General features: G+C 37.2%; 14 protein-coding genes. 1 reads left to right on the forward strand and 13 read right to left on the reverse strand.

The window, feature by feature from the left end:
• Positions 1–244: 244 nt before the first annotated feature.
• Positions 245–1,351, reverse strand: coding sequence for a recombinase family protein (locus ABUA27_RS09890; RefSeq protein WP_349820640.1), 1,107 nt, complete (start codon positions 1,349–1,351; stop codon positions 245–247).
• A gap of 49 nt (positions 1,352–1,400) precedes the next feature.
• On the opposite strand from ABUA27_RS09890, the gene ABUA27_RS09895 reads away from it, so the two are divergent.
• The gene (locus tag ABUA27_RS09895) at positions 1,401–1,739 is read left to right on the forward strand and encodes a hypothetical protein (RefSeq protein WP_007887600.1); all 339 of its coding nucleotides are present in this window, start codon (positions 1,401–1,403) and stop codon (positions 1,737–1,739) included.
• Positions 1,740–1,946: 207 nt separating this feature from the next.
• Here ABUA27_RS09895 and ABUA27_RS12705 read toward each other — a convergent pair whose 3' ends face one another.
• The 12 genes from ABUA27_RS12705 to ABUA27_RS09960 form a co-directional block, all read right to left on the reverse strand.
• Positions 1,947–2,276, reverse strand: coding sequence for an IS110 family transposase (locus ABUA27_RS12705; RefSeq protein ID WP_502879954.1), 330 nt, complete (start codon positions 2,274–2,276; stop codon positions 1,947–1,949).
• 1 nt (position 2,277) lies between these two features.
• Positions 2,278–3,156, reverse strand: coding sequence for a transposase (locus tag ABUA27_RS09910; protein WP_349820641.1), 879 nt, complete (start codon positions 3,154–3,156; stop codon positions 2,278–2,280).
• Complete coding sequence (locus tag ABUA27_RS09915; protein ID WP_349820642.1) at positions 3,113–3,601, reverse strand: hypothetical protein; 489 nt, start codon at positions 3,599–3,601, stop codon at positions 3,113–3,115. The genes ABUA27_RS09910 and ABUA27_RS09915 overlap by 44 nt, the downstream gene beginning before the upstream one ends.
• A complete protein-coding gene (locus ABUA27_RS09920; protein WP_005360252.1) occupies positions 3,555–3,926 on the reverse strand; it encodes a transposase in 372 nt (123 codons plus the stop codon). Before ABUA27_RS09920 ends, ABUA27_RS09915 begins: the two co-directional genes overlap by 47 nt.
• Before the next feature lie 151 nt (positions 3,927–4,077).
• Positions 4,078–4,950 (reverse strand): DegV family protein, encoded by an 873-nt coding sequence (locus tag ABUA27_RS09925; RefSeq protein ID WP_349820643.1) that lies wholly within the window; start codon positions 4,948–4,950, stop codon positions 4,078–4,080.
• 80 nt (positions 4,951–5,030) lie between these two features.
• Entirely contained in the window at positions 5,031–6,227 is a 1,197-nt protein-coding gene (locus ABUA27_RS09930) for an AI-2E family transporter (RefSeq protein ID WP_129982111.1), read from the reverse strand.
• Between the two features lie 197 nt (positions 6,228–6,424).
• Positions 6,425–6,997 carry a CDP-alcohol phosphatidyltransferase family protein gene (locus tag ABUA27_RS09935; protein WP_227617582.1) on the reverse strand — a complete coding sequence of 191 codons (573 nt, stop codon included), beginning with the start codon at positions 6,995–6,997 and terminating at the stop codon, positions 6,425–6,427.
• The gene (locus ABUA27_RS09940; protein ID WP_129982109.1) at positions 6,987–8,051 is read right to left on the reverse strand and encodes an FUSC family protein; all 1,065 of its coding nucleotides are present in this window, start codon (positions 8,049–8,051) and stop codon (positions 6,987–6,989) included. Before ABUA27_RS09940 ends, ABUA27_RS09935 begins: the two co-directional genes overlap by 11 nt.
• Before the next feature lie 31 nt (positions 8,052–8,082).
• Entirely contained in the window at positions 8,083–9,126 is a 1,044-nt protein-coding gene (locus ABUA27_RS09945) for a HAMP domain-containing sensor histidine kinase (RefSeq protein ID WP_349820644.1), read from the reverse strand.
• Positions 9,126–9,797: a response regulator transcription factor gene (locus ABUA27_RS09950; RefSeq protein WP_003698938.1), complete on the reverse strand. Its 672-nt coding sequence runs from the start codon at positions 9,795–9,797 to the stop codon at positions 9,126–9,128. The genes ABUA27_RS09945 and ABUA27_RS09950 overlap by 1 nt, the downstream gene beginning before the upstream one ends.
• Before the next feature lie 17 nt (positions 9,798–9,814).
• Positions 9,815–11,248 carry a phospholipase D family protein gene (locus tag ABUA27_RS09955; RefSeq protein ID WP_129982107.1) on the reverse strand — a complete coding sequence of 478 codons (1,434 nt, stop codon included), beginning with the start codon at positions 11,246–11,248 and terminating at the stop codon, positions 9,815–9,817.
• Between the two features lie 174 nt (positions 11,249–11,422).
• Positions 11,423–11,848: a winged helix DNA-binding protein gene (locus ABUA27_RS09960; RefSeq protein WP_129982266.1), complete on the reverse strand. Its 426-nt coding sequence runs from the start codon at positions 11,846–11,848 to the stop codon at positions 11,423–11,425.
• Positions 11,849–12,008 lie beyond the last annotated feature (160 nt).

Here is a 12,008-nt window from a genome sequence, read left to right on the forward strand (position 1 = left end):
AAAGACAATATAAGAATGTAGGAAAACCTACATTCTTATATTGTCCTAAACCTACATTTTTATATTGACTTTTGCATCTGCCATTCTGGTACAAGCCGTATGTCGCATAATGTGTGGATGTGTCAAGTATAGGACAAAAAAATTTTTATTTTTTTCTGCCGAAGACTATCTGACGCTTCCATCAGGTAGTCCCAGCACCTTTATTATCTTCTGGTAAGTCATTCTTGTCCTGCTCAAGTTACCTCTATTCTGAAAAAATATCGTCAAAATTCCATTCGATTTCGATTTCATCCTGACTATGAACACGGATCACCTTGATAATCTCACGCAGCTTCTCTGTATCGAACTTCTGAATTCCCAAGAAATCTTTTAGTTTTATTTTATCAGAAAGTTCATTTTGTTCAAGAAGCTTTTTACTATTCTCCGCATCTTCTATCTTTCGTTTTATTTCCTCCAGCTGTACACTTATCTTTCCTGCTCTCTGCTTATACGAATCACGATCTATACGACCATCTTTGTAATCATCATAGAGTTTCATCTTTTCCGAGGTCAACTGTCGGCTCTGTTTTTGCAATTCTGCGGTATTGATCTCTTTGTCGTCGCATTGCCTGTTGGAAGATACTTTCTTTTCTTTTTCCAACATTGACGCTGCATACTGATGAACAAGCCCAAGGATATTCTCCTCCAACGGTTCCCGCCAGATCACCAGACTTCGACACACAGGATCTCCATTGGTTCGGGCATCTGAACATTTCAGCAAATGCTCTGTTTCTTTTAGCAGAGAATGCCCGCAGTTAGCACATAGCAACAATGCCGGCTGTTTTTTACGTCTTTCCAGAGTAAAATTGGTACGTGATTCCGCAACACTTCTCTTCTTTTTCGGATGCATTTCATTTGCTTTTTCAAACAATGCCCTGTCTATAATTGCCGTATGATGATTTTCCAGGCGAACCCATTCTGTTTCATCATTCAGAACTGCTTTATAACCGGTATGCATACTGCAACGTGTTTTTCCCCAGATTCTGGTTCCAATATAAATCTCATCCCGGACAATTGCCGCTACTGTCGTAGGGCTCCAGTGTTTCTTTTTGATCGTGTCAAACCTCTGGAACTGCACCTGATCCCCTCTTGATAATTTCTGCTCATCACAAGTGGCAATCGCCTGTCCGTTCAATTCCCTTGTAATATCCGCAAAACTTGTTCCTTCCGCTGCCATCCGAAAAATCATTTTCACGACTTTTGCAGCCTCTGGATCTACTTCCAGCCTTCCATCTTTTCCTTTTTTATAGCCATATCTGGCATCCCTAAAAACTTTAAAAATATTACAAAAAACAGTTGACAAGTAAGCCAATATATGTTGCGTAAGCCTTGATTATAAACATATTTCAAGGAGGCTCATTATGGCTGATTTTTTCTTATCTAATTTAAAATCCACACTCGACAACTGCATCACAGAACTCGATGAAATTCACTCCATGTTCTGCCGTAATCCGGAAAGTGATTTTACCAGGAACCGCAAACTTTCTTTCCGCGAGTATATTCAGTTTATGCTCCAGATGCAGAGTAAATCCGTTTCAAATGCAGTAAACATATGCAGGGCATATCTCAAACACGATGGTAACGAAACAGAGTCCATGCTTCTCATACAAAAGTATCTGACACCTGTCAAGTACAATCGAAAATATCCTATCCACCTCCGTCCAAAGAGAAATAGGGATTTCATGTATCGGGTTGCATAAATCTCGTTACCATTATACTGCATTATAAGGCAGATAAGCAATCTGTCTTTTTAATCTAAAAAACCTTATCTAAATGACATTGAATGATTTATTTTCTATCTAAAATTTTATTAAAGCGACTAAAGACTCCATAGTTTGTGTGTTTGACTTACTGTTTATATCTATTTTCTCCTAAATATTTTTCTAGTCATTGCAATATAAAATTGCTTATACAGTCTCTCCCTTAAGCGTCCTGGTATTCTGGATAATATACAGAGCGACCGATATGACCATCATTATAGCGCACAAACCAATCAACAGATCTGATACCATCGGTGTAATTTGGAACCATATAATATCCCAATTTGGTATGTAACTTGCTTTTACTAATCCATGGCGTACCAGATCGGCAATCCACTCTGCATCTTTTACATCCGTCTTACGTCCGGGAACTACTTTGATATGCTGCGCATTCACAACCATGATTGGTATCTGTTCTTCTTCAAATATATTATATACAGGTTTCCAATAAGAGCCCGTATTTTCCATGGCAGCCATCTCACAATCTGTTTCTTTCAGCCACGAAACTAATTGGAAATCTTGCAGGCCTCCTGGATTCTATCGACCAGCTTTTTGGAAAATATAATGCTTTTTTATAATCTAATAGCTTTTGAAAATCTAATGCTGCTATTTTAAATCCGAAGAATAACCGGGTACGTTTTTTGCCATGCACAGGTATCTTGTCCACATGATATCTTCGACGAAGAAGAGAGGGAATTGCTTCTACTCCATTTCTAAATTTTGCATATTCAGAAAATTCTTCCGTCTGCATGTACTGTAATTGTTTTGCACGACCAACGGATTTCCAAGATACTTCCTTTCGGACTCGTGTTTTTAGAAAACGCGACTGACACCGTTCTTTGTAAGGACATCCTTCGCAGTCACTTATCCGAAAATACGCAACGGAACGCTCATTGCCTGGATCATAGATACAGTCTTCAGGTACACGATTATTCTTACATTTGATGAGATATTTTCCATCATCAGTAAAAACAAAATCAGCATATATTTCATCTGGTTTGCGTCCTGTGAAATTGGTTGTAACAAGTTTTAGATTATGTTCAGATGCTAAACGTGAGTTCTCTTCTCCGCTGTATGCCCCATCGGCAACAATAAAAGAACCATCAGAAAAATCTTTTTTCTCATTAAGATAATCTTTCATAAACTGATTATCTGCGTAGGTATTTTGCTGGTAATCGTAGACAATGACCAGACTGCTTTTTTCTCCGACAGCTTCAACTACGTTTCCAACGTATCCAAGATGTCTGCCACCTGCTTTATAGCGGAAAGTGGCTTCTGGATCAGAAGGATTAAGCAATACTTCTGAAGGGTTTTCAACTTCCTCTTTTTTGTCGAAGCCGCCTTGAGCCACCATCATCAATGATTGTGCGTTCCTTTAATAGGCGAATAAGAAGCTGATATTCACTTGTATCATCAAAATCACCGGTTGAATCACAAATCTTTATCAAGATATCTGCATCTTTCATCACAACAACGTTTCTCTCAGTTGCATCCATATCCCGCTTGTGATAAAGGCATTTATTATAATCATCTTTTTTAATATAATGATATTGTTCATCCGGAATTTTTGTTCCACGCTCATCCATTATTTTGCAAAGATTAGCAACACAAGTATAAAACAATTCAAGCAATGAGAGGTTTCTGATATTTGCAGCAACCATTAAACTGTCCATACGTTGTTTATCCGGAGTGATATCCATAAAATCAGATATTTCTTTTGCCATTTTTACAACACATTCATGAATAAGATCAACATCATGCTCTGTTTCCTCTTGCTCTAAACCTGCTGAGGGTTCTGTCACTAATTGGCTGCTCTTCAAAACTGGTTGTGTGCAGTGCATACTGATAGCGGATATCAAATGCCATAGCTTCAACAATCTCATCGTCAGTAACATTAAGAGCTTCTTTAAGAATCAGTGCCCCAACAATCACATTGACCGGAGTATTAGGTCTGGATGCTTTTTTACTGTAAAGAACAGAAAAAATATTTTCATCAATAGCAGGAAAAACTTTGTCTGCAAAAGTATTTGCCCATGATTTTTCTAACATTCGTTTTTCGCGTTCTGTAAGATTAAAAGTACTGTCTAAAACAGTAAGCTGCTGATTATCATTTTTAACAAAAGACATATAGATCACCTCATAAAATGCTACCTACATTTTACCAAAGAATCCAATGTTTTTACATATCGTGTTAGGTTTTCAAGGTACAAATTTATATCAAAGGCTATAAACCTTTTGACACCCTAATCTTTTATTTTATCTTCTCCGGAGCAGTTTTTTACACTGGCTTACAGGTGCATCCGATTCCCAGTCCATCCGGACCGATATGACAGGACAAACCGAAGGAAAGTTTATCACACATGACTTCCATTCCCGGGAAACTTTCTTTAATCTGGTTTACCCATTCTTCTGTCACTTCATCGGTACTGCTGGACGCCGCCATCAGGTACACTTTACCCGCAGCATATTCTTCTCGGAAATTCGTTTCCAGCTCATGCTTCATTGCATCGATCATAACTTTACGTGATTTCTTCATACCACGGCATTTCTGGTAGAGATCAAGCTTTCCTGTGCTGAAATGCATAACAGGTTTGATATTCAGGACATCTGCTGCCAAAGCTGTCACAGAGCTGACTCTTCCTCCTTTTTTGAGATATTTCAGTGTGCTGAGCCCGATATAAATTGTCATTTTTTCTCTGGTTTCTTCAAGAATTTTCTTGATTTCGACTACACTGTATCCTTCTTCTGCCATTTCTACTGCATCAAGAACAGAACGATGCATCGGGGTTGCCACACGACCGTTATCTACGACAAACACCTTACCGGCAAATTCATCTTCATTTGCCATGGCTTCTGCTGTCATACAGGACCCACTTAAAGCACTACTAAGAGGAATATAAACAATCTCCTCATATTCTTTCAGCATCTCTTTCCACATATCCATAACTTCTGTTGGTGACGGCTGAGATGTAGATACATCTACGCCCTTTCGAAGCATATCATAAAATTCATCTCTGGAAAGATCTACTCCTTCACGATACACTTTCTCTCCGATATAAAAGGGCATCGGTAGTACCTTAATTCCGAGTCTCTGCGCTTCTTCGCTCAAAATCCCACTGTGGCTGTCTGTCATGATTCCTATTTTCTTCATAATATCTTCTTCCTTTGTAATCTATTTTTATAACGTCTTAATAATCGGCATTACACTTCATTTATATTTGTATCAAATCATTATTTTTCATTCGGCACAATAAAGGATGACGCAATTTCCTCCTCTGCATACTCTTCCACATCCGTTCTCGTTACTCGTTTTATATGTTGTTTTTTTAGGCGCAGATATACGAACTCCCGGAATATAGTATAAAATACCGATACAAGTGGAATGAAAATCAGCATACCTATAATTCCCATAAGATTTCCGCCGATTGTAACTGCCGCCAGTACCCAAATTGATGGAAGTCCTACTGATCCGCCAACCACATGAGGATAGATCAGATTACCTTCTATCTGCTGCAAAAGCAGAAAAACTACAATAAATAAAACTGCCTGTTTTGGATTTACCATAAAGATCAGAAAACTTCCCACGGCACAGCCAATAAAGGCTCCAAAGATAGGAACCAATGCGGTAAACGCGATCAAAATTCCAATTAAAAGTGCATATGGCATTTTTAAAATACTTAGCGTGATAACAAACATCATTCCGAGAATTACTGCTTCCAGACACTGCCCTGCAAGAAAATTTGCAAATGTCCGATATGTCAGCGAACATATGTTAAGAATTGCATCTGCTTTTTGTTTTGGAATAAAAGCGAAAATCACTTTTCTTACCTGTAAATGTAATTTTTCCTTCTGAAAAAGAATATAGCATGCAAAGGAAAACGAAATAAAAAAGGTCGCTAATCCACTGGCAATGGAACCTACTGCTGACATCGTCGTATTCATCATATTTCCGACTCCGTTTCCAAGAAGACTTATTCCCCATTTAATTGCCTGATCAGGCTGAAACTGCAGCTGATCTACCAATTTCATAATATCCTGATTATCATGTGAAAATTCTCGAATCCAGTTTTGCATCTGTGGAATAAAATCTGAAATACTCGTCATCAGATTTCCCATAGTCTGCGTAAGCTGTGGAATCACACCAAACATTACCAATACCATTACACCTGCTGCCAATATAATTGTAAGAAGCAGGCTTATCGGTCTCGCAGCCTTTTTTCCTATTTTATTGTTTTCTTTTATCTTTCCGAGCATTTTCTTTTCCAGGAAACTCATTGGTTCATTAATCACAAAGGCAATTACACCACCAAGCGCAAAAGGAAACACAATTTTCCATATTGACTTCAGCACTTCAATCACCACATCGAATTTCCACAAAGCAACTACAAGAAATGCCGTAAACACAATCAGTTCTCGAATTTTTTTCATAGAACATCTACTTAAGTCCACTATCTTTCCCCTCTTTTTCTTTCTCTGGATCTTTTCACCTGTTCACTCGTAAGCCCAGATTTCTTGCCATTCACCCTTTCAAGAACCTCTTCTACCGTCTGCTGATAAATTTCCTTCATCACTTCCGCCTCCTCGTTCTCCTAAATATTTTTCTAGTCATTGCAATATAAAATTGCTTATACAGTCTCTCCCTTAAGAGTCCTGGTATTCTGGATAATATACAGAGCGACCGATATGACCATCATTATAGCGCACAAACCAATCAACAGATCTGATACCATAGGTGTAATGTGGAACCATATAATATGCACCGCTGCAGTTCCATATAATAAAAAGGTTACTATCTTTCCATGCCAGTCTGCACCATGTACTTTTCCTGTCTTTCGTATCACAAGACATCCACTGACTACCATATACAGCTCCTTACCTGCCATTATTACGATTAAAAGAAGCACATGCGGAAAACGAGTAAACAGACAGATTAACATCGCTGCCTGTGTCAGCTTATCAGCCACCGGATCAAGTATTTTTCCTAAATTACTAATCCTATGGAATCTTCTTGCGATATATCCATCAGCAAGATCCGTAAGACCAGACATCAATAAGATTTCACCAGCTAACAGAGGATTTTTCTTTACACAATAACTCCATATAATTACCGGAATCAGACAAAGCCGAAAAAAAGAAAGAAGATTAGGAACCGTAATAATTCTATTCAAATTTTCTTCCTGATTCACTTCACTCTGCATGTACGGTCACATCACTTTCCTTTTTTTTAGACATAAACCAATAAAATATAACACAAAATGCTAAAGCAAACACAACACCAAAAACATTTTGAATCACTCTAAGACTAACCGCTCCTTGTAGTCCATAAGTCTCTGCAGCAATGGCTAAAGCACCAAATGTGTTAAATACTGCCTGCCAGCCATATTGTGCTGAAAATCCTACACCGATTCCACCAAGAATTCCTATATATGCATAGATTGACGAAGGAAGCAGAAAATATAATACTGTAAAACATATAACACCTGCAATATTTCCGACAATCCTTTTACGGACTCTGTAGTGCATATCTTCCATAAACGGCAAAATCGCGGACATGGCCGCAATACCAGCCCACATTGCACGTGGCATATTACAAAGTTCTGCAATGCAAAGGACAATCGGTACGCATAAAATCTGACATATCTGCCATTTTGTTCTGGAAGAAGTGATATCAAATTCTTGTATCAGATCTTTCAGATTTCTTTTATAAGTTCTGTTTTTATGATTTCGATAAAATACGAAGCAGGTAAGTGCTGCACCTAAAGCCATTCCGACTAATCGCATCTGATAGCTTTTTCCCGTAACATCATAACCATATAGCAGCAGATACCCAAGAACCAATGTAGATTGATTAAACATGAATGGATTATGGCATCCGAACAGAATCAACACAGCCAGTGCCGCAATATTTAACAGCATTCCCAATACCGGTGAAAACTGATTTGCTAAATGCGGACATACAGTCATAATTACAAAGAACAAAGCCAAAAGCATCGTAGATTGTCCAGTGTGGATCCCCAGATCCGCATTTCTAAACACCATGAGACATAATAAGACCACTACACCTACAATGCTGTTCTCATTTCCAAATAAGATACTGAAAATAGTAACAAATAAAAAACAAAATGCCATTGTAACAGCTATCTTTACCAAATATACCAGTATATGATATGTTTTTTCTTTCACTGTTTCACTCTTTTTCAACAGATTTTTAGAACCTGCCTGATTTAACTGCAATTCCTGATAAAATGTCATGTAATTCCTCCTCTATCTGTTTTTCTTAAACTTATATGGCCTCATCTTTCTGTATTGGAAGCTCTACAACAAATCTGCATCCACCATATTCACGGTTTTCTGCTTTGATTATTCCTCCGGCACTATCTACAATCCGTTTTACAAGTGCAAGACCTAGGCCATTTCCTTCTGCTTTATGAGATCCATCTACCTGATAGAACTTGTCAAATATTCTGGATTTTACATCATCCTCTATTCCTGGTCCTTCATCTTCCAGAATGAACTTAACAGAATCCTGTTCTTGTTTCAGAAACATCGTAATTGTCCCCTTTGAAGGGCTGAACTTAATCGCATTATCCAAAAGATTTATCCAGATATGCATAAAAAGTCCTTCATTCCCAGTATATTTAACTTCCTCCAATTCTACCTGAAAACCAATTTCTTTTCCTGTCCATTTTGTTTCCAATGAAAGAACTGCCTGGCGGATCTGTTCATCCAGACGATATTCTGTTTTTTTCATTGGTATATTCTGATTCTCTAACTTGGATAACAGCAAAATATTACCAACCAATCCGGAAAGTCTTTGGGTGTTAAATAAGATTTTTTCTACATATTCCTCTTGATCCGGAGACAGTTCTTCTCCCTGAAGCAGCATTGTATATCCTTCAATGGCATTAATCGGGGTCTTAAACTCATGAGAAACATTAGATACAAAATCCATCTGCAGCACCTCTGTTGCACGAAGTTCTTTTGTCATAACGTTAAAACTTTGATAAGATTCTCCAATTTCTGCTATACGGCTGTTCGTTTCCAAATGCTGTTCAAAATCTCCCTGAAAAACTTCCTTCATTGCTTTACCAAGTCTGGTAATTGGTTCCAGTAATTTTGCATTGATAAAGGAAGTGATCAGCCCTGCAATCAATGTATTGAAAATCAAAAGCCAGCCAATCACAGGTATGCTGCCCGGCAGATTAAAAAAATGATTCAAAAAAGCAAATAATAAAGCAGATATGACTGTTGAAAATACAAGTGCCAGCCAGATTGCACCAGTCAGACAGGATCGGATCCGCAATCCTTTTTCTTTCTTTTGTTCCATTATTTTTTCACCACCTTGTATCCAATTCCACGCATTGTTACGATTTCAAAATCAGGGTTATCTTTAAAACGCTCTCTGATTCTTCCTATATGTACCTCTATCGTATGTGGGTCTGCCTCCGTCTCGTATCCCCATACTTCATCCATCAACTGTTGTTTTGTAAATGTTCTGCCTGGCGAAGCTGCAAGCTTATATAAAAGCAGGAATTCTTTTTTAGGCAAAACAAGACTTTCCTTATCAGTTGTAACCGTCATTGCATCATAATCAAACTCTGTTGAACCGATCACAATTTTGTGTTCATTCAGTATCTGTGCACGGCGAAGCAGTGCTCCGACTCTTAAAACCATTTCATTCACATTTACCGGTTTTACCATATAATCGTCACTTCCCGAAAGAAATCCCTGGCGCATATCATCAAAGGAACCTTTCGCAGTGATCATAAGCACTGGTATCTGATATCCTGCTGAACGAAGTTCTGACACCAGTTCATAGCCATCCATAACCGGCATCATAATATCAGAAATGATCAGATCAATATATTCCTTATCCAATACTTCTAATGCCTGTGCTCCATCCGATGCACTTTTGACTTGATATCCATTCTTCTCAAGCACTTTTTGGAATAGCTGGCTTAATTCTTTATCATCTTCTACAATCAATATTTGAAACACGTTTTCCTTCCTCCTTATTAAAACAGATACCTTGCCCATCCAAGCAGATGCTGTACCAAAAATATTTTTCTCTGACGTTTCTTTGTTAATTCGATTGGCTCTACATGATATGGATCATTATAAGTTCCGTCTTCTAATACCTGGCGGGACACTTTTTCATATTCCATCATGCCCTCTTCCAACTGTTTATTAATATCTTTACTGCGTATTACAAGCATCAGTTCCGTATCCAGATAAGCACTTCTCATGTCCATATTAAAGGAACCGATTACAGACAGATCATCATCAATTAGAATACTTTTTCCGTGGTATGAATAACCGCCTTCATATTCCCAGATATCAATTCCTGTACTTAAGATTCTGTTTCTGTTTTTCGCATAATCGGCTGACCCAAATGGATTCCCATTATTCGCAACTGAATTTGTCATGATTGAAAAATCTGAAACATTCTCTGCAATCTCTTTCCATGTATTATACATCATATCATTGCAGATAATATATGGCGTGTGGATCTTCACACGATCTTTTGCATTTTTCATCAATTTTCCCAACTGATACCACACTACCGGTTCTTTGGAACCTGTGTGAATAGGATTTGACACTAATGCAATCTTTTCTGTCTCAAAAGTTTCGTCCGTATAATCGGTATCGCAGATTCTTTCCTTATTCTCTTCAAAATATTTCTGATAGCCGTTCTGCAGCTCTAAAACTGCGTTCTTTACAGATTTTCTATTTGCCAGTTTTTTATTGTTATGAAAATAACCACTGTCTTCCTGATCCCATATAGTTTCAAAATAATCTAACAACTGGTTAACTGAATTTTCTTTCTCAGGTTCATTGCAAACAACCAACACGTCTCTGTCATAGTTCTTATGTCCCGGAAAATCACCCAGGAAATAATTGTATGTATTTCTTCCCCCTAGAATATATCTCTTTCCATCTGCAATCAAATATTTATCATGCATTCTACCCATCATTTTCCACGGTTTCAACGGATTGGCCTTATTATACAGTTTAATTTCAACATTCTTATGGGAAGATAATCCATAGAAATACGGATTTCCTTCCATATCAATCCAGCTCTCCATTCCATCTACTAACAGACGAATATGTACACCTCTGTCTGCCGCATCATGCAGTGCTCCTAAAATCAATTTTCCACTTTCATCGGATTGAAATGCAAAAGTAGAAAGAATAATTTCCTTTTTTGCATTCTTGATCAAACGCACTCTTTGTAAAAGCGCTTCTGGATTCTTTTCTATGATTACTGCCCGTTCTGTATTTTCACTGCATTCGTTCCATGACCCATTTTTTGTTTCTTTTTTGGTTGTATTGGACACTTCCGGCTGCTTTTTATATGCAACGCAGATTCCGAGCAATTCATAAAAAGCCACACATAAAAAAATTGCCAGTATAACAAGAAGGATTTTACATATTTTATGCTTTTTCATTGTACATCACCTGATTCCTTTTTATTTCATACTTATACAATACAAAGTCAATCTCAATTTAACCTCAACAAAATTTATTTTTCATAAAAAATATGACCGACTTCTTTTTAATGAAACAGTCATATTTTTATTCTAATATATGAAGGAGCTTTTCTTACTCCGTTGTATTAATCACTATTTTATTTCTTCCATAAGCTGTCGGATTTTTCTCAATGTACACCGTGTAACTGCCAGGTCATCTTCTTGTATATTCGATATGATTTTTTCATAAGCTTCTATCATTTTTTCTTTCTGACAATTACTTAATTCAATTGCCTTGTTCGTCAAAACAAGGTATGTTCTTTCTTTTTTTTCATCTAATTTCCAGATAATATATCCTTTATTTTCAAGACTTTTTACCATCTTAGATGTTTCTGGAATCAATAATTTCATGTATTCTGCCACTTCTGAAAGATATACTCCTTCATGACAGTCTGATTTTTCAACACATTCCTTTATACTATAAAGAAACAAATAATCTGTTCTTTCAACAAATTCAAATATACTTTCAACATTGATGCTCTTTAAAAAAAACTCCTCTGCACTGGTTCCTGCTCCCATATTATCGTTCCTCTCTTTCTATATATTCTTTTGGTACTACGTCAAGAAAAAGTACCAGTCAAACTGAAATTTCTTTACTAATTCAATTACTCTTTACATAACTTTTTTCATATTAATTTGGACTTTGATAATTACAGTGACTATGTATTCTTACTGTGTT

Origin of the sequence: Catenibacterium sp. RTP21428st1_D7_RTP21428_210409 (assembly GCF_040227455.1) — a bacterium.
In the GTDB taxonomy this organism is placed as follows: Bacteria; Bacillota_I; Bacilli_A; order Erysipelotrichales; family Coprobacillaceae; genus Catenibacterium; species Catenibacterium mitsuoka_A.